Here is a 22,842-nt window from a genome sequence, read left to right on the forward strand (position 1 = left end):
ACCCCCTCGACCACCCGGACCCCGCCGTCGCCGCCGACGCCGCCGGCATCGAGAACCTGCTGCGCTGCTGGATCCGCGAGAGCGGCGGCCACCGCCCGGCCGGCGGCCGGCTGCGCATCCCCCTGCACGCCAGCGCCACCGCCCTGCACATCCCCGTCCGCTACTGGTCGCCCACCGGCTGGCACCGCCTCGGCGCCCCCATCCTGGAGGGCGCCCCCGCCGACGCCGCACCCCTGGACGCCGTCACCCTCGCCGCCCTGCTCCGGCGCGAAGCCGTGCACGGCGCCGCCCGGCCCGGAGCCGAGGGCGACGGCGCCGAACTGGTCGGCCGGGTCGCCAACTCCGTCCGCAGCACCGCCGTCTTCCTCGCCGACCGGCGCGCCCACCCCGCGGACGACCAGAGCGCGCTCTTCCTCGAAGGGGAACAGGCCCTGCTCCTCGGCCACCCCCTGCACCCCACCCCCAAGAGCCGCGAGGGCCTCACCGACGCCGAGACCCGCGCCTACTCACCCGAACTGCGCGGCGCCTTCCCCCTCCACTGGATGGCCGTGCACCGCTCGGCCCTCGCCGCCGACTCCGCCTGGACCGAACGCGGCAAACCCGTCACGGTCGAACAGCTCGCCCTCGGCCTCGCCGACGGCTGCCACCCGCTTCCCGAGGACACCGTCCCGCTGCCGCTGCACCCCTGGCAGGCCAGGGAACTTGCCGCCCGCCCCGACGTCGCGGCCCTCATCGACCGGGGACAGCTGCACGACCTGGGCCCCGGCGGACCGCTGTGGTACCCCACCTCCTCCGTCCGCACCGTCTACCGCCCCGGCGCCGACGCCATGCTCAAGCTCTCCCTCGGCCTGCGCATCACCAACTCCCGCCGGGAGAACCTCCGTAAGGAACTCCAGCGCGGCGTGGAAGTGCACCGCCTGTTGCGCACCGGCCTCGCCGAACTCTGGCAGGCCGCCCACCCTGGCTTCGACATCGTCCGCGACCCCGCCTACCTCGCCGTCGACGGCCCCGACGGCGAACCCGTCCAGGGTCTGGACGCCGTCATCCGCCACAACCCCTTCACCACCGCCGACGACGCGGTCTGCATCGCCGGGCTCACCTCGCCCCGCCCCTGGCCCGGCCGGCCCGGCATGCGCTCCCGGCTCGCCGTGCTCGTCACCGCACTCAGCGCACGGACCGGCCGCACACCGGGCGCCGTCGCCACCGAGTGGTTCCTCCGTTACCTCGAAGCGGTCGTACGCCCCGTCCTGTGGCTCGACGGCACGGCAGGCGTCGCGCTGGAGGCCCACCAGCAGAACACCCTCGTGCTGCTCGATCCGGACGGCTGGCCCGCCGGCGGCCGGTACCGCGACAACCAGGGCTACTACTTCCGCGAATCCCGGCGCACGGCACTCACCGCGCGGCTGCCCGGCATCGGCGCGGTCAGCGACACCTTCGTCCCCGACGACGTCACCGACGAACGCTTCGCCTACTACCTCGGCATCAACAACGTCTTCGGCCTCATCGGGGCGTTCGGCGCGGAGGACCTGATCCGCGAGGAAATCCTGCTCGCCGCCTTCCGGCGCTTCCTCGTCGAGGCCGCCGCCGCACCCGCCGAGCACCGTTCCCCCCTGCCGGAGCACCTGTTGACGTCCCGCACCCTGCGCTGCAAGGCCAACCTCGCGACCCGGCTGCAGGGCCTGGACGAACTCGTCGGCCCTGTCGACACCCAATCCGTCTACCTGGCACTGCCCAACCCGCTGGTCTCCTAGGGCGAGTCCGGTGCGTCGCCGTGGGGGCGCCACGACGGCTGCGGACTCACTCAAACAGGTGGTATCGGCGAACTTCCGCCCAGCCTCCGGGCGGACAGGGGGAACCTGACGAGCCCTGGGGGAGACCCCAGGTCTTCGTCCGCCCTGACCCGGCCCCGGACCGCGCCGACCCGCGTACCCCGGGGCCACGAGAGGAGAGCGTCGCCGTGCCACCCACCGAATCCGGCACCAGATCCGACTCCGATGACACCCTCGACCTGCAACTGCCGCCCGGCCCCGGCGCGTTGCAGGACGAGGGTGTCCGTCCGCGGCGGGCCTCCGGCACACCCGTTGCCGGCCCGCTCCTCGACGGCCTGGCCGACTGGGCACCCGCCGACACTCCGGCCGGGCCGTTCGCGCTCGTCCCCGTCGACCTGGAACGGGATCTCGCACGGATCGCGGCCTGGATGAACGATCCGGCAGTCGCCGCCTTCTGGGAGCTGGCAGGACCCAGCGCGACGACCGCCGCCCACCTGCGCGCCCAGTGCGAAGGCGACGGACGCAGCGTCCCCTGCCTCGGTGTCCTGGCCGGCGTCCCGATGAGCTACTGGGAGATCTACCGCGCCGACCTCGATCCGCTCGCCCGTCACTACCCGGCCCGTCCGCACGACACCGGCATCCACCTCCTCATCGGCGGGGCACGCGACCGGGGACGCGGCCTCGGTACGACCCTGCTGCGCGCCACCGCCGACCTCGTCCTCGATCACCGCCCGCGGTGCGGACGCGTCGTCGCCGAACCCGACCTGCGCAACACCCCTTCCGTCGCCGCCTTCCTGACCGCCGGGTTCCGCTACGCGGACGAACTCGAACTGCCCGACAAACGCGCCGCCTTGATGATCCGCGACCGCGTCCATCGCCACCTGCTCTGACGCCGGGGCCGTCCATCGACGGCCCCGCTCCCCTTCCCGGCCCCTGTCCATCCGATCCCTTCCGGCCGACCTGTCACATCCCTCACCCCCTGTCACGCCTTCCCCGATGCGTCTCGCCCTCCGAATCCGGCCACTTCCCGCATCCGGCCCGGCACCCCGGGTCACACTCGTCGCATCCATCCGTCCAGCCACGCACCACCCATCTATCCACCACCCGGTGACCCCCGGCTGTCCCCCGCCCGTGCCGGTGCGGTCCCGCTTCGAGGAGTCCCGCCTTGTCTCCTGAGCCCCAGCCCTCGCACAGCGCCTGGCAGCACGCCGCGCGACGCCTGCTCGCCAAAACCCTGGCGGAGTTCGCGTACGAAGAGATCATCAGCCCCGAGCCCGACGGCACGGCCTCCGACGGCACCGCCCCGGACGGACCGGAATCCGACGGCGCCGCGCACTACCGGCTGCCCGTCACCGCCGACCTCGTCTACCGCTTCACCGCCCGCCGCGGCGCCTACGGACACTGGCGCATCGACCCCGCATCGCTCACTCCCGACGGCGACCCCCTGCACTTCCTGGCCCGCGCCCACGACACGATCCTGGACCTGCCGGGCGACACCACCGGCCACCTCATCCGCGAGGTGACCGCCACCCTCGCCGCCGACACCCGGCTCGACACCACGGCACTGAGCGCCGCCGGCCTGGCCGACCTCGACTACGCCGCACTCGAAGGCCACCAGACCGGCCACCCCTGGCTCGTCGCCAACAAGGGCCGGCTCGGATTCTCCGCAGCCGACGCCGCGCAGTGGGCCCCCGAGGCCCGCACCCCGCACCGGCTGCCCTGGATCGCCGCACACCGCGACCTCGCGCGCTACCGCGGCATCCCCGCACTGGCCACCCCCGATCGTCTCTACGGAGAAGAGCTCACCCCCGCCCTTCTCGACAGCTACGCCCGCACCGTCGCCGCCGAAGGCCGCGACCCCGCCGACTACCTCTACCTCCCCGTCCATCCCTGGCAGTGGGACGAGACCATCGCCCCGCTCTTCGCGCCGCAACTCGCCGACAGATCCATCATCGCGCTGCCCACTGACAACGACCTCAGACTCCCGCAGCAGTCGATCCGCACCTTCCTCAACCTCAGCCGCCCGCAGGCCCGTACGGTCAAACTGCCGCTGTCGATCCTCAACACGCTCGTCTGGCGCGGCCTGCCCACCGAGCGCACTCTCGCGGCCCCCGCCGTCACCGCCTGGGTCCAGGAACTCCGCGACAACGACCCGTACCTGCGCGACGAGACCCGGGTGATCCTCCTAGGCGAAACCGCGTCGGTCACCGTCGAACACCCCCTCTACGACCGGATGCCCGGCGTCCCCTATCAGTTCAAGGAACTCCTCGGCTGTATCTGGCGCGAGCCGCTCACCCACCACCTCGACCCCGGCGAACGCGCCCGCACCCTGGCCTCGTTGCTCCAGACCGACCCCCAGGGGCGCGCCCTGACCACCGAACTGGTGCGGCGCTCCGGCCTGCCCCCGCAGGTCTGGCTCCACCACCTGTTCGCCGCCCTGCTGCCGCCGCTCCTGCACTTCCTCTACCGCTACGGCACGGTCTTCTCCCCGCACGGCGAGAACGCCATCGTCGTCTTCGACGCGCACGACATCCCCGTCCGCCTCGCGGTCAAGGACTTCGTCGACGACGTCAACACCAGCGCGACGCCCCTCCCGGAGCACGCCTCGATGCCGGACGACGTCCGGGAGGTGCTGCTCACCGAACCGCCCGCCTTCCTCACCCAGTTCATCCACTCCGGCCTGTTCATCGGCGTCTTCCGCTACCTTGCGCCGCTCTGCGAGGACCAACTGGGCGTCCCCGAAGGGGAATTCTGGTCACTCGTACGGGCGGAGATCCTGCGCCACCACAGCCGCTTCCCGCAGCTCAAGGAGCGCCACGCGACCTTCGACCTGCTCACTCCCCGGATCGACCGGCTGTGTCTGAACCGCAACCGTCTGCACACCGACGGCTACCGCGACCGCGCCGCGCGCCCCCATGCCACCGTGCACGGGACCGTGCCCAACCCCCTGCACGCGCCGTGACCGGGCCGGCTGTCAGTGGTCCCGCGTAGGCTTGCCACGCTATGACGAAGCCCTCCCTCCCCGATCTGCTCCATGCCGCCGTCACCGCCGTCGGCGGCACCGAGCGCCCAGGCCAGGTGGCGATGGCCGAGGCCGTCGCCGAGGCCGTTGACCACCAGGCCCACCTGCTCGTGCAGGCCGGTACCGGCACCGGAAAGTCCCTCGGCTATCTGGTGCCGGCGCTGGCCCACGGCGAGCGCGTGGTGGTCGCCACGGCCACCCTCGCGCTGCAACGCCAGCTCGTCGAGCGCGATCTTCCGCGCACGGTCGATGCCCTGCACCCGCAGCTGCGCCGCCGCCCCGATTTCGCCATGCTCAAGGGCCGCTCCAACTACCTCTGCCTGCACCGCCTGCGCGAAGGCGTGCCGCAGGAAGAGGAGGAGGCGCTCTTCGACCCGTTCGAATCGGCGACCCCGACCAGCAAGCTCGGCAAGGACCTGCTGCGGCTGCGCGACTGGGCGGACGAGACCGAGACCGGCGACCGCGACGCCCTCACCCCCGGGGTCTCCGACCGCGCCTGGGGCCAGGTGTCGGTCTCCTCGCGGGAGTGCCTGGGCGCCTCGAAGTGCGCGTACGGCGCGGAGTGCTTCGCCGAGGCGGCCAGGGAGCGCGCCAAGCTCGCCGATGTCGTCGTCACCAATCACGCGCTGCTCGCGATCGACGCCATCGAGGGCGCCCCGGTCCTGCCGCAGCACGAAGTCCTGATCATCGACGAGGCCCATGAGCTGGTCTCCCGGGTCACCGGCGTGGCCACCGGCGAGCTCACCCCGGGCCAGGTCAACCGCGCCGTCCGTCGGGCCGCCAAGCTCGTCAACGAAAAGGCCGCCGACCAGCTGCAGACCGCGTCGGAGACCTTCGAGCGGCTGATGGAGCTGGCCCTGCCCGGCCGCCTCGAAGAGATCCCCGAGGACCTCGGCTACTGCCTCATGGCGCTGCGGGATGCGGCCCGTACGGTCATCTCCGCCCTCGGCTCCACCCGCGACAAGAACGTCCAGGACGAGGACGCGGTCCGCAAGCAGGCCCTCGCCTCGGTGGAGAACGTCCACGCCGTCGCCGAGCGGATCGCGAACGGCTCCGAGTGGGACGTGGTCTGGTATGAGCGCCATGACCGCTTCGGCGCGTCCCTGCGCGTGGCACCCCTGTCGGTCTCGGGGCTGCTGCGCGAGAAGCTCTTCACCGACCGCTCGGTGGTGCTGACCTCCGCCACCCTCAAATTGGGCGGCGACTTCAACGGCGTCGGCGCGTCCATGGGACTGTCCCCCGAGGGCACGGAGGGCGAGGACGTCCCGGTCTGGAAGGGCCTGGACGTCGGATCGCCGTTCGACTACGGAAAGCAGGGCATCCTCTACGTCGCCAAGCATCTCGCCCAGCCCGGCAGGGAGGGCAGCCGGGGCGACATGCTCGATGAGCTGGCGGAGCTGATCGAGGCGGCCGGTGGCCGGACGCTGGGGCTGTTCTCCTCGATGCGCGGGGCGCAGGCCGCGGCGGAGGCGATGCGCGGCCGCCTCGATGTGCCGGTTCTCCTCCAGGGCGAAGAAACCCTGGGTGAGCTGATCCGCACGTTCGCCGAGGACGCCAGGACCTGCCTGTTCGGCACCTTGTCCCTGTGGCAGGGCGTGGATGTGCCGGGCCCGAACTGCCAGCTGGTGGTCATGGACCGGGTGCCGTTCCCGCGTCCGGACGATCCCTTGATGAGCGCCCGGCAGAAGGCGGTGGAAGAGGCCGGCGGCAACGGCTTCATGGCGGTCGCCGCGACCCATGCGGCGCTGCTGATGGCCCAGGGCGCGGGCCGTCTGGTGCGTGCCACGGGCGACCGCGGCGTCGTCGCCGTCCTGGACCCCCGTCTGGAACGGGCCCGCTACGGCTCCTTCCTCCGCAAGTCGATGCCGCTGTTCTGGTACACCACCGACCGCAATCAGGTCCGCAGGTCACTCGCGGCGATTGATGCAGCGGCAAAGAAGCAGGAGTAGGAGGCGGAGTAGCGAGAGCGCAGCAGCCGGGTGGGCTGCCGGGGAGCGGTCGGATCGGCTGCGGGCGGCACAGAGCCCCGGAACCGGCGCAGTGGTCCCGGGGCTCGGTCGTGAGGGCGTGGTCAGACCCGCCGCAGCACCGCCACCACCTTGCCGAGGATGGTGGCCTCGTCGCCCGGAATCGGCTGGTAGGCGGAGTTGTGGGGGAGCAGCCACACATGACCGTCCTCGCGCTTGAAGCGCTTGACGGTGGCTTCGCCGTCCAGCATCGCCGCGACGATGTCGCCGTTCTCGGCGACGGGCTGGCGGCGGACGGTGACCCAGTCGCCGTCGCAGATCGCGGCCTCGATCATGGAGTCGCCGACGACCTTGAGCACGAACAGCTCGCCGTCGCCGACCAGCTGGCGGGGGAGCGGGAAGACGTCCTCGACCGATTCCTCGGCCAGGATCGGACCACCGGCGGCGATCCGGCCGACGAGCGGGACATAGGAGGCCGCGGGCTTGCCTGCCGTCTCCGTGGCCGCACTGGTGGTCTGGTCCGAACCGCGGACCTCGTACGCCCTGGGGCGGTGCGGGTCGCGGCGCAGGAAGCCCTTGCGCTCCAGGGCCATCAGCTGGTGGGCCACGGACGAGGTGCTGGACAGCCCCACGGCCTGGCCGATCTCCCGCATCGACGGCGGATAGCCGCGACGCTGGACCGAGTCCCTGATGACTTCGATCACCCGGCGCTGGCGGTCCGTGAGCCCGGAGCTGTCGGCCCGGATTCCTGGCGGGCGTCCTGGCAGCGAGCGCGTGGGCTTCTGCTCGTCGGAGTCCAACGTGGCGTCGTCCATCGGCCTGCTCCGTGCCGTCTGAGGATTCTCGAACCGGCTCTGGGAGTGGCTCTGTGCGGTGATGGTCGCGCTGTCTGCGGTGGTGGTCACGTCGGCCCCTCTCGGAATGTGCTCCCTAGTTAGCCAACGGTAGTTGCTTTCGAAAGGTTGCGCCAAACACACGTTCGAGTGAAAATTTGCCGATTAGCTGACTCGATCGAGTGGCTGGGTGTATAGCCGATGTGTTCGAACGGCGTTCCGCCCCTGTGCGGGTCGCCTTCCGCTCGGCACTTCCCTTTCCGGCCAGGTGTTCCGTGGCTGCGCGATCGGCGCACCTGCCGTCCGGCCGTGCCGTGGTCGATTCTGCCAGTTCTGCCCCTGCGGCCCGCCGTCCGGGTGGGTTCCCGTACTCTCGTGGGCGACCTCCACGGCCCGCCCGCACCGCGACACGCGGTAGGCGGTTATAAGCGGCCCGACACCACATCTAGTGCTTTGATGGCGACAACCGCCTACAAGTTGTGGTGCCTGGTCCTTCTCGGCCCCAGGGATCGCCTATGCTGGTGGCTGCGCCGAAGGGCCCGTAGGGGCCGTCCGGAGGCCATTCAGTCGTACGCGGAGTCCGGTGGCGTACGTCCGTTTCCGAGGGTGAGGAGGGTGGAGCCATGCACTGCCCCTTCTGCAGGCACCCAGACAGCCGGGTCGTCGACAGCCGCACCACCGACGACGGCACGTCGATCCGGCGGCGGCGTCAGTGCCCCGACTGCTCCCGCCGTTTCACCACCATCGAAACGGCGTCCCTGACGGTGATCAAGCGCAGCGGGGTAACCGAGCCCTTCAGTCGCAGCAAGGTCATCGCGGGAGTGCGCAAGGCGTGCCAGGGTCGCCCGGTCACCGAGGACGCCCTCGCCAAGCTCGGCCAGCGGGTCGAGGAGGCGGTACGCGCCACCGGCAGCGCCGAGCTGTCCACCCATGACGTCGGGCTCGCCATACTGGGCCCGCTGCGGGAACTCGACCTCGTCGCGTACCTGCGTTTCGCGTCCGTGTACCGGGCCTTCGATTCGCTTGAGGACTTCGAGGCGGCCATCGCCGAGCTGCGGGAGCAGCGCGAGCAGGGACCGCCCGAGCGGGGCTGCGGGACGGACGGTGCGGCCGACGGCCCAGCCGTCCCTGTGCCCGAGCCCGCCATCGCCGCCGACTGAGCTCGGCGCGCATCCAGAACCTGACCGGGGCACGCGCAGGCGTGCGCCGGAATCAGACAGACATACACCGTGCCACGGGAAGAAGTGCGCACATATGGGCGTTTTTGCCCGTACAGGGAGGCGGAATGACAGAGACGACGAGCGGCCCGGCACGCGGCTCCCGCGCAAAGGGCAGCAAGGCGAGCAAGGGTCTGCGCATCGAGCGCATCCACACCACCCCCGGCGTGCATCCGTACGACGAGGTGGAGTGGGCGCGTCGTGACGTCGTCATGACCAACTGGCGCGACGGCTCGGTCAACTTCGAGCAGCGTGGCGTCGAGTTCCCCGACTTCTGGTCGGTGAACGCGGTCAACATCGTCACGAGCAAGTACTTCCGCGGCGCGGTGGGTTCGCCGACCCGTGAGGCGAGCCTCAAGCAGCTCATCGACCGCGTGGTCAAGACGTACCGCAAGGCGGGCGAGGACAACGGCTACTTCGCCTCCCCGGCGGACGCCGAGATCTTTGAACACGAGCTGGCGTATGCGCTGCTCCACCAGGTCTTCAGCTTCAACTCGCCGGTGTGGTTCAACGTCGGCACCGCGCAGCCGCAGCAGGTCAGCGCCTGCTTCATCCTGTCCGTCGACGACTCCATGGAGTCGATCCTGGACTGGTACAAGGAAGAGGGGATGATCTTCAAGGGCGGCTCGGGCGCCGGCCTGAACCTCTCCCGCATCCGCTCCTCCAAGGAGCTGCTCTCCTCCGGCGGCAACGCGTCCGGCCCGGTCTCCTTCATGCGCGGCGCCGACGCGTCCGCCGGCACCATCAAGTCGGGCGGCGCCACCCGCCGCGCGGCCAAGATGGTCGTCCTCGACGTCGACCACCCCGACGTCGAAGCCTTCATCGAGACCAAGGTGAAGGAAGAGGAGAAGGTCCGCGCGCTGCGCGACGCCGGCTTCGACATGGACCTGGGCGGCGACGACATCACGTCCGTCCAGTACCAGAACGCCAACAACTCGGTCCGTGTGAACGACGAGTTCATGAAGGCCGTCGAGTCCGGATCGAAGTTCGGCCTGCGCGGCCGGATGACCGGCGAGGTCATCGAAGAGGTCGACGCCAAGGGCCTGTTCCGCAAGATGGCGGAGGCGGCCTGGGCGTGCGCCGACCCCGGCATCCAGTACGACGACACCATCAACCACTGGCACACCTCGCCGGAGTCGGGCCGGATCACCGCGTCCAACCCCTGCAGCGAGTACATGCACCTGGACAACTCCTCGTGCAACCTCGCCTCGCTCAACCTCATGAAGTTCCTGCGCGATGACGACAAGGGCAACCAGTCGTTCGACGCCGAGCGCTTCGCCAAGGTCGTCGAGCTGGTCATCACCGCGATGGACATCTCCATCTGCTTCGCGGACTTCCCCACCGAGAAGATCGGCGAGACCACCCGCGCCTACCGCCAGCTGGGCATCGGCTACGCCAACCTCGGCGCCCTGCTGATGGCCACCGGCCACGCCTACGACTCGGACGGCGGCCGCGCGCTGGCCGGTGCCATCACCTCCCTGATGACCGGCACCTCCTACAAGCGCTCCGCCGAACTGGCCGCGGTCGTCGGCCCGTACGACGGCTACGCCCGTAACGCGGACGCCCACAAGCGCGTCATGAAGCAGCACTCCGACGCCAACGGTGCCGCGGTGCGCGCCGACGACCTGGACACCACGGTCTGGGCCGCGGCCACCGAGGCATGGCAGGACGTGCTGCGCCTGGGCGAGAAGAACGGTTTCCGCAACGCGCAGGCTTCGGTGCTCGCACCGACCGGCACCATCGGCCTGATGATGGACTGCGACACCACTGGCGTCGAGCCCGACCTGGCCCTGGTCAAGTTCAAGAAGCTGGTCGGCGGCGGCTCCATGCAGATCGTGAACAACACGGTCCCCAAGGCGCTCAAGCGGCTCGGCTACCAGCCCGAGCAGGTCGAGGCGATCGTCGCGCACATCGCCGACCACGGCAACGTCGTCGACGCGCCGGCCCTCAAGCCGGAGCACTACGAGGTCTTCGACTGCGCCATGGGCGCCCGTTCGATCTCCGCGATGGGCCACGTCCGCATGATGGCCGCGGCGCAGCCCTTCCTCTCCGGTGCGATCTCCAAGACGGTCAACGTCCCGGAGACGGCCACCGTCGAGGAGATCGAGGAGGTCTACTTCGAGGGCTGGAAGCTCGGCCTGAAGGCGCTCGCGATCTACCGCGACAACTGCAAGGTCGGCCAGCCGCTGTCGGCCAAGAAGAAGGAAGAGCCGAAGGCCGAGGCCCCGGAGCCGGCGACCGAAAAGGTCGTCGAGTACCGTCCGGTCCGCAAGCGTCTCCCCAAGGGCCGTCCCGGCATCACCACCTCCTTCACGGTGGGTGGCGCCGAGGGCTACATGACCGCCAACTCCTACCCGGACGACGGTCTGGGCGAGGTCTTCCTGAAGATGTCCAAGCAGGGTTCGACCCTCGCGGGCATGATGGACGCCTTCTCCATCGCGGTCTCGGTGGGCCTCCAGTACGGCGTGCCGCTGGAGACCTACGTCTCGAAGTTCACCAACATGCGCTTCGAGCCGGCCGGCATGACCGACGACCCGGACGTGCGGATGGCGCAGTCGATCGTCGACTACATCTTCCGCCGCCTGGCGCTGGACTTCCTGCCCTTCGAGACCCGCTCGGCGCTCGGCATCCACTCCGTCGAGGAGCGCCAGCGTCACCTGGACACCGGCTCGTACGAGCCGTCCGACGAGGTCGACGTGGAGTCCCTGGCGCAGTCCGCACCGCGCCAGACCGAGGCCCCGAAGGCCGCTCCGGCGGCCGAGATCGTCGAGGAGACCGCGGCTCCGGCGCCGAGGCAGGCGCACACCAACGCCGAACTGGTCGAAATGCAGCTCGGCATCAACGCGGACGCCCCGCTCTGCTTCTCCTGCGGCACGAAGATGCAGCGGGCGGGCAGCTGCTACCTGTGCGAGGGCTGCGGATCCACCAGCGGGTGCAGCTGAAAATGCGCGGAACTGCGCCGGGTGCATCATCCGACGTAGCCCGCGGACGTAGCTGATCAGCAGATCACGAGGGGACCGGCCGACGGCCGGTCCCCTCTTCGATTCCCGCACTGCCGTCGGCGGCTTCCGGAGATACCTGAGCGCCGGCGCTCGGTCGGCAAGAATGTGCCGCTCCTTCTGGGCGCGCACTTCGCTCGGACTCCGCGCTCCTCGGCGAGTTGGCCGATGGCCGGTCCGGCACGGGACCGATCGATGCTCGGTCACTGTGGGCTTGTCAGGGTCGCGGCTGGGGGAATCGTTGGCCGGGATCTGAGGAATAGCGTCTGCCGGGAAAGGCGATCTGCCCCGGCGTCCCGAGGTTTTTTCCCTGAGAGCCGGATCCCCTCGGCGTGGGCGCATGGGGATACGGCACGATGGCCACGCCCGGAGACTCTTAGCCGGACGTGGCCTTTCACTCGGTGGCCCGGTCAGCTGCCCATGAGTGCGGCGAATTCGTTGGGGTCGGCGTCAAATCCGCGGACAGCGGCACGGAAGCGCCATTCGCCCTCCTCATCCCGGGCGAATTCGGCCACGACTGCGGCAGTTGACGCCGCGACCGTGGAGAAGTCGTTCTCGGCAAGGGCGTTGTAGCCCTCGTGGATCTCCACTTCGGTGTTGTCTATGTCGCCGAACGTCTTGCGGCCGCCGCCCTGTTGGATCGCGACCCCCACCACGACCCGCTGGTAGCTGTCGGCCAGCCGGTCCAGCTCCAGGGTCATGACCTCGTCGGAGCCGAAACCCTGGCCCGTGCGGCTGTCACGGTTGAGGGTGATCGTCCCGTCGGGGGACCGGCTGTCGAAGTGGACCAGGTAGCACGGCTCGCCAGGAGGCGTGTTCGCCTCGTACGTCGCGGCGATGATGTCGAGGTCGTTGTCCGGCTCGCCGAGGGGGCTGGGATCCCACTTCAGTGTGACCTCGGCCTTCTCGATCCCTTTGTTGAGCGTGCTCACCGGGCTTCCCTTCCTTCGCGTTCCGTCGAACCGGGGCGCGCGGAACGGCTCCGCGCGCGGCCGGCTGCCGGCCGGTCGGTGATCGGGGGTACGGTCCCGGCCGGCCGACGGGCAGCCGCGGAGCCCCTGGAGAGACCGCTCGCCCGTGCTCGTGCGAACCACTCGCCAGGACGCCCCGTTGACCTTCCATGGTGCCATGTCGGAGGGGGATCGCGGCGGGGTGAACTGCACTTGTGGAAAACCGGGTTGGGCATGAGAGATGGCCTGATTGCATTGCCTCTTCCGGGCGTCGCTCCACTCGTTGCGGTGTCCGGTGCGGGCGGTCGCGGGCTCCCGGGAGGCGGCCGGGAAACCGGGGCTCTCCGTAGGGCCTTCGGGCTCCTCAGCCGGCCGGTTCGCCCCACAGGCGGCGGAGGTGATGGTCCAGTACATCCAGCGCGGCGGCGGGCGAGATGTGGTCGATCAGGACGTGGGTGGTGAGGCCGTCGACGAGTGCGAGCAGCGTGCGGGCCTCCAGGGCCGGGTCGCAGTCGGGCGTGGCCTCGGCGACGAGCTGCGTGAACACCTCTTGAAGGCCGGTGTAGTTGGCCCGCAGGATCTCGGCCAGGGGGCGGCTGACGGCCGCCTGCGCGAGGAACGCCAGCCAGACGCGGGCCTCGGCCCGGTGCTCCTCCCGGAGCAGCGAGAGCTCCGACGTGGCGTGCCCCAGTGCCGTACGGGCCGACTGGGCGGGGGACTGGACGAGGCGCGCCGAAACCCGTGCGGAGATCCGTTCACCGATATGCCGCAGGGCGAAGGTCAGCATCTCGTCCTTGGTGCGGAAGCAGCGCTGGACCGCTCCCATGGAGACCTCGGCGCGGGCCGCGACGTCCCGGAGGGTGACGCCTTCCAGGCCGCTCTCCTCGGCGAGCCGGCAGACGGCGTCGGCGATCCGGCGGCGGCGGCTCTCGTGGTCCACCAGTTTGGGCATGGCATGCACTCCGCTTTATTCGATGCGTTCGTATCGGAGGCAAGGCTACGACGCCTATTCGATGCACATGCATCACAACGTCTTGTGAGGGCGGGAATGCGTCATCCCGGAGCGCGGGGGAGCCGGCGCTTCCGGATGACGGCACCGGGAGAGGGCGAGTCGTGCGGGACATGCTGTGGCGGATGCCGGCGCACGAGGAGGCGGCATCCGTACGGGGCGGCACGGTGGCGGCGGCCGAGTTGATGGACGGTCACTTGGCGCGGATCGCCGAGGTCACCCCGGCCGTCGACGCCGTGACGCAGCTGCTCGCCGAACGGGCACGGGCGGACGCGGCGGAGACCGACCGCCGCCGGGCCGCCGGCGTTGCCCTGGGGCCGCTGGCGGGAGTGCCGTTCAGGGGCAAGGAGACCACCGGGATCGAGGGAGTGCGGACGACCTTCGGTGCCGCGCGCTTCCGCGACTTCACCGCCCCTCCCGATGCGCCCCCCGGTGGCCCGGCTGCGCGCCGCCGGTGCCATCCCCCTCGGGCACACCAACATGCCGACCCTCATCCTGGCCGGTATCCACACCCGTAGTGAACTGTTCGGCGACACGGCCAACCCCTGGAGCGGAGAGGTCACGCCGGGCGGCACCAGTGGCGGCGACGCTGCGGCGGTCGCGAGCGGGATGATGCCGATCGGCTTGGGCAACGACTCCGGGGAATCGGTGCGGATCCCGGCGTCCTTCTGTGGCGTCGCGGGATTGAAGCCGACCTACGGGCGGTGCGCCGCCGATCACCGCATCGGGTCGGGCGATCCCTCGCTCGCCGCCCAGGAGTTGGTGGTCGACGGGCCCCTGGCGCGCTCCATCGGCGATCTGCGACGGGTCCACGAGGCACTGACGGGTGCCGATCCGCGCGACCCGAGGGCCGTACCGGTGCCCTCGTACGGAGAGCCGCTGCCCCGCCCGCTCCGGGTGGCAGTGCTGGCCGACCCCGGTGGCCACGGCGTGCACCCGGTGGTGCGCGGGGCCGTGGAGGCCGCCACCGACGCGTTGCGGGACGCCGGGTACGAGGTGTGCGAGGTGCCGGACGTGCCGCGCCTGGACGACGCCCTGGAGGTCTACGCCCGGATGACGCTCACCGACTTCCCCGTCAGCTGGCCGGCGGTCAAGCCGCTGCTGGGGGAGGGTGGCCGGCGCTGCATCGAGCTGGGGGCGGAGCGGTCCGGCCCGGTGGAACTGGCCGAGTGCCTGCGGCTTACGGGGGTGCGGCTGGGCATCCGGCGGGACTGGGCGGCTTTCCTGGACGCCTGTCCGCTGCTCCTGGGGCCGGTGTTCACCGATCCGCCATTCGTCCCGGGGGACGAACTGCGGGACGCGGACAGCGCGTTGCGGGTGCAGCGCGCGATGCGCCTGTGCGCGGCGGCGAGCTTCGTCGGCGTCCCCGCGGTGGCCGTGCCCACCGGGGTGGCGGACGGGCTCCCCTACGGTGTCCAGCTCGTCGGGCGGCCCTACCGGGAGGACCTGTGTCGGGACGCCGCCCAGGAGGTGGAGCGACGGCTGGGCGTCCTCACCCCCATCGACCCGCACTCGTAAGGAAGTTCAGGGCGTGCACGGCATGAGAGGCAGTGATTCCGGCCACCACGGGGCCGTACGATGGCGCGGTGCTGGTCAAGTGGATTCGCCTCACCGTTGTGGACCGTCGAGGGTTCGAGCGGGGGCAGCGGAAATGGGCGGGGCTGCTGGGTGAGCCCGGGTTTCGAGGGCAGGGCGGGGGGTGGAGCCGCGGCCGGCCGGGTGTCGCGCACCTGGTCGCCTTCTGGGAGAGCCGGGCGTTCTACGACTCGTTCATGGCGCGTTCCCACGACCGGCTGGCCGCGGCGCAGGTGGGAACCTTCAAGGACAGCCAAGTGCGCCTCTTCGAGCACGAATTCGACGTGAAGGTGGGATTCGAGCCGGTCTTCGGCGACGTGGACGTGCTGCGTCTTGCGCACTCCCAGGTGCGTGAGGACCGCGTGGACCACTTCACGCTGATGCAGGAAAAGGTCTGGAATCCGGCGATGGCCGGGTCGCCGGGAATGGTGCGCGGGATGCTGGGGCGGGCTCCGGGAGAGGAGTTCCTGGTGTTGTCGATGTGGCAGTCGGCCGCCGAACGCGGAAAGTACCGCCAGGAACGGGTGGAACGGCTTGCCCTGCGGGCGCAGATAGCGGCCGACGTCCAGGCCCTGGCCGGGGACGTCGTACAGCTTGAACCCTCGTGGACGGTCTGATCGGCGCTGCGGCACGGGGCTGAAGGACTGCGGAGGGGGCGGGATTTGCCGCGGGTGCGGGCCTACGGAGCCGGCGTTTTCCGGGCTCCAACGGTGAACGCGCCGGCGCGGGCCGCCGCCACCGTCGCTGCCGCGGACTGCACCGCCAGGGTGGTGTCGACCGGCTCGCGGGTGATGAAGAGCCGGAAGAAGACCGGCGCCGCCGCTGCCCGCACCAGTGCGCCCGCATCGACGGCGGCCTCGGGGGTGGAGGGCAGTTCGCCGCGTTCCGCGGCGCGTTCCACGATGATCTCGCAGCGGCCGAACCGCTCGGCGTAGTAGGCGCGCAGCGCGCCCGCGGCACGCTCCGAGTGGAACGCCGCCGCGATGATCGCGGACCCGGACGCGCCCACCTCGCGGTCCGCGAAGGACTGCACCACCTCCTGGGCGAGCGCGCACAGATCGCCCTCCAGTGTCCCCGTGTCCGGCGGCAGCCAGCTGTCCTCGCCTGCGAGGTCCAGGGCGTCGGCCACCAGCCCCTCGATGTCGCCCCACCGCCGGTAGAGCGTCGTCTTGTGCACGCCGGAGTGCTCGGCGACGTACTCGACGGTCAGGCCGGGGTAGCCGTGCTCGGAAAGGCCGGTCAGGACGGCGTCCCGGACGGCTGCGCGGGTGCGGGCGGTACGTCCGCCGGGGCGCCGGGTGCCGGGTGCGGATTCCTCATTCAATTGCAACTCCTGTTGTGTTAGTGCGGGTTTCGTGTCATCATCAACATAACGCAACATGAGTTGTGTTTGCCGGTCCAGTGTGCCGCCTGCCGACGCGGCCCAGGTCCGGCGAGCCCGCGCGACCAACCGGAACGGAGCACTGATTGCCCACCCGGATCTCGCTGCACGATGTCACCAAGTCCTACGCCGACCGACCGCTCCTCGACGACGTCTCCCTGTCGATACGCCCCGGCGAAACGATCGGCATCGTCGGGGAGAACGGCGCGGGCAAGTCCACGCTGCTGCGCATCATCGCGGGTGCCGAACAGCCCGACGAAGGCCGTGTGGTGCTCCGGGCCGACGGCGGCGTCGGCTACCTGAGCCAGACACCCGACCTACCCGCCGACCACACCGTCCAGGACGCGATCGACACCGCACTCGCCGATCTCAGGGCGATGGAACACCGACTGCGTTCCATGGAAGGACAGTTGGGCGGTGCCACGGTCGAGGAACTGGCGGCGTACGGCGACCTGCTCACCCTCTTCGAGCTGCGCGGCGGCTACGAAGCCGATGCCCGCGTCGACAAGGCGCTCCACGGACTCGGCCTGGACCGGGTGGCCCACGACCGGCCGCTCGGCAGCCTCTCCGGCGGCGAGCAGGCCCGGCTCGGGCTCGCCTGCCTGATCGCGGCCGCCCCCGAAGTCCTGCTGCTCGACGAACCGACCAACCACCTCGACGCGGGCGCCCTCGACTGGCTGGAAGAGGCGCTGCTCGCCCACCGGGGCACCGTCCTGGCCGTCTCCCACGACCGGCTCTTCCTCCAGCGGATCGCCACCGCGATCATCGAGGTGGACGCCGAGCGGCGCCAGATCGTGCGCTACGGCGACGGCTACGGCACGTTCGTCGCCACGAAAGCGGCGGTCCGGCAGCGCTGGGAGCAGGAATACGCGCAGTGGTGCGACCAGATCGCACAGCTCACCGAGTTCTCCCGCGGCGCGGCCCACAACGTCGCCCGGGGCCGGGCCATCAAGGACGGCAACAAAATGGCGTACGACCGCGCCGGGGGCCGCGTCCAGGCGTCCGTGTCGAGCCGGGTGCGCAACGCCAGGGAACGGCTGCGCAGACTGCACGAGGAGCCGGTCCTCCGACCGCCCGAGCCGCTCCGCTTCCGGGCGGCACCGGGCCTCGGCGACACCTCGGGCGCCCTCGTCACCCTGGACGGCGTACGCGTCGGGGACCGCCTGGCGGTGGACGCGCTCTCGGTCGCCGCAGGAGAACGTCTGTTGATCCACGGCACCAACGGCGCAGGCAAGACCACCCTGCTCCGCGTCATGGCCGGCCTCACCGAGCCGGACCTGGGCACCGTCCAACGCCGCGGCAGAATCGGCTTCCTCGCCCAGGAAATCGCGGCCACCCGCCCCGCGGAGACCTTGCTGACGGCCTTCCGCAGGGGACTCGCGGGCGAGGCGGAAGAGCTGGTGGCCCTGCTGCTGTCCTTCGGCCTCTTCCGGGAGCCCGACCTGCGGGTGCCGGTGGGCGCCCTCTCGGCGGGACAGCGCCGCCGCCTCGCACTCGCCCGCCTGCTGGCACGCCCCGCCGACCTGCTGCTGCTCGACGAGCCCACCAATTACCTCGCCCTCGGCCTGGTGGAGGAGCTGGAGGCGGCCCTGAGCGCCTGGCCCGGCGCCCTCGTCGTGGTCTCCCACGACCGCCTGCTGAGCCGACGCTTCGGCGGCATCCACTACGAAATACGCGACGGCCGCCCGGCCCGCGCCGACGGCTGAGGGGCGGAATCCAAGCGGTCCGCGTGGGGGAGCCGCCGCCCGACCAGGCCCGATCCGGCCCGGTACCGAGGGCGGCTGCGGCATGCACACGGCAGGCGTTCTAAGGTGGCGCCATGGCACGGCCCCGACGCATCGTCCTCATTCGCCACGGAGAGTCGGCGGGGAACGTCGACGACACCGTCTACGAGCGGGAACCCGACCACGCGCTGAGCCTGACGGACAACGGACTGCGCCAGGCCCGCGAGGCCGGCGGCCCGCTGCGGGAGCTGTTCGGCAGGGAACGGATCTCCGCGTACGTCTCGCCGTACCGCCGCACCCACCAGACGTTCCGGTCCCTCGGCCTGGATCCCGGCAAGGTCCGCGTACGCGAGGAGCCGCGGCTGCGCGAGCAGGACTGGGGCAACTGGCAGGACCGGGACGACGTACGGCTGCAGAAGGCGTACCGGGACGCGTACGGGCACTTCTTCTACCGGTTCGCCCAGGGCGAGTCCGGTGCCGATGTGTACGACCGCGTCGGGGCGTTCCTGGAGAGCCTGTGGCGAAGCTTCGAAGACCCGGACCATCCGCCGAACGTCCTGATCGTCACCCACGGTCTCACCATGCGGCTGTTCTGTATGCGCTGGTTCCACTGGACGGTGGCCGACTTCGAGTCGCTCTCCAACCCGGGCAACGCCGAACGGCGCACCCTGCTCCTGCGGCCCGACGGACGCTACGCACTGGACCGGCCGTTCGAGCGCTGGTGTGAACCGGAGCCTTACGGCCTCAGCGGTTAGAGTGCCACCGATGACTGCCGACCACCATGACGCAGACCGCTCCGAGCGGGCCCTGGCGAGCCTGCGCGGACTGACCGTGGGCGATGCACTCGGATCCCAGTTCTTCGTCCCCGCCCATTACCCCGCCCTCAAGCGCCGCGCGCTGCCACCCGCCCCCTGGCGGTGGACCGACGACACCGAGATGACCTGCTCCGTGCTGGCCGTCCTCGCCGCCCACGGCCGCATCGACCAGGACGCACTGGCCAGATCGTTCGCCGACCACCACGACGCCGACCGCGGCTACGGCCCGGCCGTGAACCGCATGCTCGACCTGATCCGGGAGGGCGGCGACTGGCGCGAACTGGCCTCCGGCCTCTTCAACGGCCAGGGCTCCTGGGGCAATGGCGCCGCCATGCGCATCGCCCCCCTGGGGGCCTGGTACGCCGACGACCCCGAGCAGGCCACCCACCAGGCGGAGATCTCCGCCTACACCACCCACCAGCACCGCGAGGCCGTGGTCGGCGCGATGGCCGTCGCCGCAGCCGCCGCCCTGGCGGCCGACCCGTCCGGCGCCCCCGGCCCCGAGCAGCTGATCGACGGCGTACTGGCGCTGATCCCGCGCAGCGCCGTCCAGGCCGGACTGCGCCGTGCCCGGGACATGCTCGACTACGCGAACTCGGGCACCGTCGCCGCCGTCCTCGGCTGCGGACGGCGCACCACCGCCCACGACACCGTCCCCTTCGCCCTGTGGGCGGCAGCCCGCCACCTCGGCAACTACGAGCAGGCGTTCTGGGCCACCGCCGAGGCAGGTGGCGACGTGGACACCACCTGCGCCATCGTCGGCGGCATCGTCGCGTCCGGCCGCGGCGGCCACCCGCCCCGGGAATGGCTCGACGGCACGGAAGCCCTCCCGTCCTGGGTGCCCCTCCCGGCGGGATGAACCCGCCGCGGCGCGGCCGCCCCACACTGGGGGGACGCTCCCGGGGCACGTCCAACTGGCGCCGCCCGCCGCCGACTTCACGCCCCACGTGACCCCGCGCGGCACCGATGCCGCACCGGCCGGATTCGGCCCCTCCGGACGCCGCGCACGGGCCGCGAGCCCCCGCACACCGGCCGCATCCACGAGCACGCCGCCGACCTGGTGATCTTCCCTCCGTGCCCCCGGACCCCCCTTCGCCGGGCCCGCATTCCGGTCGATCCGCGGTTGATCCGGATCCGATGCGGACGCCCGCCCCGAATAGGCGTACGCTGGCTGGCGCCATGCCGTACGAGCCTCCCACCCATACCGTCGAGCGATCACTGCGCGCCACGACGGGCGCCAAGATCATCGCAGGTGTCGACGAGGTCGGGCGAGGAGCCTGGGCCGGCCCGGTGAGCGTCTGCGCAGCCGTCACGGGCCTGCGCCGTCCGCCCGCCGGACTCACCGATTCCAAGCTGCTGACCCCCAAGCGCCGGACCGAACTCGCCGATGTTCTCGGCACCTGGGTCACGGCCTACGCACTGGGACACTCCTCACCCGAGGAGATCGACTCCCTGGGCATGACCGCGGCGCTCCGGCTCGCGGCCATCCGTGCCCTGGAGGCGCTGCCGGTCCGCCCGGACGCGATCATCCTCGACGGCAAGCACAACTACCTGGGCGAGCCATGGCAGGTCCGCACGGTCATCAAGGGCGACCAGTCCTGCATCGCGGTCTCCGCCGCATCCGTGATCGCCAAGGTGCGTCGCGACGCGATGATGGCCGAACTGGGCACGGACCACGCGGAATTCGACTTCGCGGCCAACGCCGGCTATCCCTCCCCGACCCATCGCATCGCCCTGGAGGAGCACGGTCCTACGCCGCACCACCGGGTGTCGTGGTCCTACATGGATGCGCTGCCCCGGTGGCGGCATCTGAAGAAGGTGCGCGTCACCCCCGAAGCAGCCGCTCTGAAGGCCGGTGGCCAACTCGGCTTCGACTTCTGAGCGGTGCGGGCATCAACGCGGTACCCGCTGTCATGTCCCGCACCCACGTTTGATAGACATCCCTTTATGCCTCTCATCCCCGAGGAGCCTCAGATTCACGAGAGTGTCCCGGGTCCCCGCGCAACTCCGGCCGCCGGCCGCACCGCGCCGACCCCCCGTCCTGTTCCTGGCCCCGGCCCCCGCCCCGCCCCTCCGCGTGGCGCTCCCGCGGCCGGCGTCCGTCCGGGCAAACCCGGACCGTCTGCCCCGCCGCGTGGGCCCGCCGCCCCGCCGGCGCAGCGCACCGGCCCCCCGACGCCCGCTGCCGCCGATGCCGGTACGGCAACCGGGGCGCAGCTTCAGCTGATCCCGGCCCCGGCCGACGGTGCCGTCGACGCCGCCGACGAAGCCGTCGATCTCCTGCTGGACTCCGGTCGGGCGCCGGGCGACATCCTGGTGCTCACCACCGGCGAAACCCACCCGTGGGCCGCGCACGAACTGTCCTTCGGCGAAGCGTCCTACTGGGCACAACACGACGCCGCGGACGATGTGTTCTACGCGGACGCCGCTGCCGAGCGTCCCACCGGACGGCCCGTCGTGGTCGTCGCGGTGAACGGCGGCACCGACGAGGCCACTGCACGGGCCCTGCCCGCCGCGCTGGCCCGTGCCGGAGCACTGCTGATCGTCTGCGGAGACCCGCAGCAGATCAACACCGTGCTCGGCGCGCACGCCTGACGGACCACTGCTCGAAGCAGCCCGCCGGCCCTTGGCCGGTCGGGCTCGCTCGCGCGCCCGGACACCCCGTGGCAGTCACGCGGCGCCCGGAACTCCGCTTCCGGCCCCTCCGGAACATCGCCTGCCGTCAGCGGGCCGCCGCGTGCCGCTCGGCCTTCGCCGCGCCGCCACCGGCCCGCGGAGCCGTGCCGCTCCCGTGCCGTGACCGCTCCGGCATTTGCGCACGCGCCGCCGGACGCGGTGTCTCCGGCGGACGGCATGGGCCCGCGGCCCCGGCTCGCTCCGGGACGCCGGGCTGCCCGCCACCGGGGCCCTGCGGCACGGCCCGCGCCGACGCGGGCGACCCGCGCCCATCCGCCGCAGAACCGGCCAACGGGCCACGAGGCTTTGGCAGTTCGCCCCGGTGCTCCCGGGGCCGGCGCCCGCCCCGTTTCTCGCCCAGGACCTGCCAGCGGTCACGGGTCAGCGTGATGTACGCCCCGCACCGCAACCCGTGCAGCGTGCACGCGTCGCGCAGCCCCCACATCCAGGCCCCGTCCGTCTCCGTCCAGCGTGGCTCGCCCTCCCGGCAGTACAGAAGCACCGCCGTACGGACCGGAACCCGCAGCCGCAGATCGTGCGGGACCACCCGCCGGAGGTGCGGCAGCAGGACATTGCGCAGCTTCCAGCCGTCCGCCTCCTCCGCGGGCTCGCTGAAGGAAGCGCTCGCGATCACCCGCTGCTGCGGATTCAGCACCGCGACGACGGCCGTCGAAGGGACCGGGTGATGGCGTTCGTACAGACCGGAGACGATCTCACGCGGATTGCGGAGCAGCGGAATGCCTGCCGACGCCCACTCGGCGGGCTCCAGTATTCGACCCAGCCGGGCGGCGGAATCGGCGGATGCAGACGGGGAGGCAGGCGTGTGCGGGGTAAAGCCGAAGGCCACGGTCCTCCCTTCGTCCATACATCCGCACCCAGCCCGGCAACCGGACACGACAGGGCAC

The 22,842-nt window shown here is 71.3% G+C and carries 16 protein-coding genes and 2 pseudogenes; 13 read left to right on the forward strand and 5 right to left on the reverse strand.

The features are described from left to right. The 4 genes from LIU39_RS03030 to LIU39_RS03045 all read left to right on the forward strand — a co-directional run. Positions 1-1,751: IucA/IucC family protein (locus LIU39_RS03030; RefSeq protein WP_227044247.1), on the forward strand; the 1,751-nt coding region annotated here is incomplete at its 5' end. A gap of 206 nt (positions 1,752-1,957) precedes the next feature. Then, positions 1,958-2,659, forward strand: a complete 702-nt coding sequence (locus LIU39_RS03035; RefSeq protein WP_372463793.1) for a GNAT family N-acetyltransferase — start codon at positions 1,958-1,960, stop codon at positions 2,657-2,659. A 275-nt stretch (positions 2,660-2,934) separates the two neighbouring features. Beyond that, entirely contained in the window at positions 2,935-4,731 is a 1,797-nt protein-coding gene (locus tag LIU39_RS03040; RefSeq protein ID WP_227044249.1) for an IucA/IucC family protein, read from the forward strand. A gap of 41 nt (positions 4,732-4,772) precedes the next feature. Beyond that, complete coding sequence (locus tag LIU39_RS03045) at positions 4,773-6,740, forward strand: ATP-dependent DNA helicase (RefSeq protein ID WP_227044251.1); 1,968 nt, start codon at positions 4,773-4,775, stop codon at positions 6,738-6,740. Positions 6,741-6,862: 122 nt separating this feature from the next. Here the strand turns inward: LIU39_RS03045 and lexA are convergent, their stop codons facing one another. Then, positions 6,863-7,663: a transcriptional repressor LexA gene (lexA, locus tag LIU39_RS03050; protein ID WP_227044253.1), complete on the reverse strand. Its 801-nt coding sequence runs from the start codon at positions 7,661-7,663 to the stop codon at positions 6,863-6,865. A gap of 551 nt (positions 7,664-8,214) precedes the next feature. Here lexA and nrdR point away from each other — a divergent pair. Continuing rightward, positions 8,215-8,751 (forward strand): transcriptional regulator NrdR, encoded by a 537-nt coding sequence (gene nrdR, locus LIU39_RS03055; RefSeq protein ID WP_227044256.1) that lies wholly within the window; start codon positions 8,215-8,217, stop codon positions 8,749-8,751. 125 nt (positions 8,752-8,876) lie between these two features. Next, entirely contained in the window at positions 8,877-11,750 is a 2,874-nt protein-coding gene (locus LIU39_RS03060; protein WP_227044258.1) for a vitamin B12-dependent ribonucleotide reductase, read from the forward strand. A 467-nt stretch (positions 11,751-12,217) separates the two neighbouring features. Here the strand turns inward: LIU39_RS03060 and LIU39_RS03065 are convergent, their stop codons facing one another. Next, the gene (locus tag LIU39_RS03065) at positions 12,218-12,739 is read right to left on the reverse strand and encodes a TerD family protein (protein ID WP_227044260.1); all 522 of its coding nucleotides are present in this window, start codon (positions 12,737-12,739) and stop codon (positions 12,218-12,220) included. Between the two features lie 382 nt (positions 12,740-13,121). Next, positions 13,122-13,709, reverse strand: a complete 588-nt coding sequence (locus tag LIU39_RS03070; RefSeq protein WP_227044262.1) for a TetR/AcrR family transcriptional regulator — start codon at positions 13,707-13,709, stop codon at positions 13,122-13,124. Positions 13,710-13,891: 182 nt separating this feature from the next. Here LIU39_RS03070 and LIU39_RS03075 point away from each other — a divergent pair. Further along, a pseudogene (locus tag LIU39_RS03075) lies at positions 13,892-15,284 on the forward strand (amidase family protein). A gap of 68 nt (positions 15,285-15,352) precedes the next feature. Then, the gene (locus LIU39_RS03080; RefSeq protein WP_227044266.1) at positions 15,353-15,958 is read left to right on the forward strand and encodes a YdbC family protein; all 606 of its coding nucleotides are present in this window, start codon (positions 15,353-15,355) and stop codon (positions 15,956-15,958) included. A gap of 62 nt (positions 15,959-16,020) precedes the next feature. On the opposite strand, the gene LIU39_RS03085 is transcribed toward LIU39_RS03080, so the two are convergent. After that, on the reverse strand, positions 16,021-16,665 hold the full coding sequence (locus LIU39_RS03085) for a TetR/AcrR family transcriptional regulator (protein WP_227044267.1): 645 nt from the start codon (positions 16,663-16,665) through the stop codon (positions 16,021-16,023). 143 nt (positions 16,666-16,808) lie between these two features. On the opposite strand from LIU39_RS03085, the gene abc-f reads away from it, so the two are divergent. From abc-f to LIU39_RS03110, 5 genes are all read left to right on the forward strand, one after another. Then, on the forward strand, positions 16,809-18,428 hold the full coding sequence (gene abc-f, locus LIU39_RS03090) for a ribosomal protection-like ABC-F family protein (protein WP_227044271.1): 1,620 nt from the start codon (positions 16,809-16,811) through the stop codon (positions 18,426-18,428). A 113-nt stretch (positions 18,429-18,541) separates the two neighbouring features. After that, positions 18,542-19,201: a histidine phosphatase family protein gene (locus LIU39_RS03095; RefSeq protein WP_227044275.1), complete on the forward strand. Its 660-nt coding sequence runs from the start codon at positions 18,542-18,544 to the stop codon at positions 19,199-19,201. Positions 19,202-19,211: 10 nt separating this feature from the next. Then, positions 19,212-20,120: an ADP-ribosylglycohydrolase family protein gene (locus LIU39_RS03100; RefSeq protein WP_227044276.1), complete on the forward strand. Its 909-nt coding sequence runs from the start codon at positions 19,212-19,214 to the stop codon at positions 20,118-20,120. Positions 20,121-20,440: 320 nt separating this feature from the next. Continuing rightward, positions 20,441-21,142 carry a ribonuclease HII gene (gene rnhB / locus LIU39_RS03105; RefSeq protein ID WP_227044279.1) on the forward strand — a complete coding sequence of 234 codons (702 nt, stop codon included), beginning with the start codon at positions 20,441-20,443 and terminating at the stop codon, positions 21,140-21,142. A 66-nt stretch (positions 21,143-21,208) separates the two neighbouring features. Beyond that, complete coding sequence (locus tag LIU39_RS03110; protein ID WP_227044281.1) at positions 21,209-21,856, forward strand: hypothetical protein; 648 nt, start codon at positions 21,209-21,211, stop codon at positions 21,854-21,856. Positions 21,857-22,181: 325 nt separating this feature from the next. Here the strand turns inward: LIU39_RS03110 and LIU39_RS03115 are convergent. Beyond that, positions 22,182-22,784: pseudogene (locus LIU39_RS03115) on the reverse strand (hypothetical protein); the annotation flags it as partial. Between the last annotated feature and the right edge of the window lie 58 nt (positions 22,785-22,842).

The sequence above is a fragment of the Streptomyces pinistramenti genome, from assembly GCF_020564935.1.
GTDB lineage: Bacteria > Actinomycetota > Actinomycetes > Streptomycetales > Streptomycetaceae > Streptomyces > Streptomyces pinistramenti.

Coding starts and splice junctions, on each gene's coding strand:
- rnhB (WP_227044279.1), top strand. CDS start 20,441: ATGCCGTACGAGCCTCCCACCCATACCGTCGAGCGATCACTGCGCGCC.
- LIU39_RS03070 (WP_227044262.1), bottom strand. CDS start 13,709: ATGCCCAAACTGGTGGACCACGAGAGCCGCCGCCGCCGGATCGCCGAC.
- LIU39_RS03100 (WP_227044276.1), top strand. CDS start 19,212: ATGACTGCCGACCACCATGACGCAGACCGCTCCGAGCGGGCCCTGGCG.
- LIU39_RS03060 (WP_227044258.1), top strand. CDS start 8,877: ATGACAGAGACGACGAGCGGCCCGGCACGCGGCTCCCGCGCAAAGGGC.
- LIU39_RS03110 (WP_227044281.1), top strand. CDS start 21,209: ATGCCTCTCATCCCCGAGGAGCCTCAGATTCACGAGAGTGTCCCGGGT.
- LIU39_RS03045 (WP_227044251.1), top strand. CDS start 4,773: ATGACGAAGCCCTCCCTCCCCGATCTGCTCCATGCCGCCGTCACCGCC.
- LIU39_RS03095 (WP_227044275.1), top strand. CDS start 18,542: ATGGCACGGCCCCGACGCATCGTCCTCATTCGCCACGGAGAGTCGGCG.
- nrdR (WP_227044256.1), top strand. CDS start 8,215: ATGCACTGCCCCTTCTGCAGGCACCCAGACAGCCGGGTCGTCGACAGC.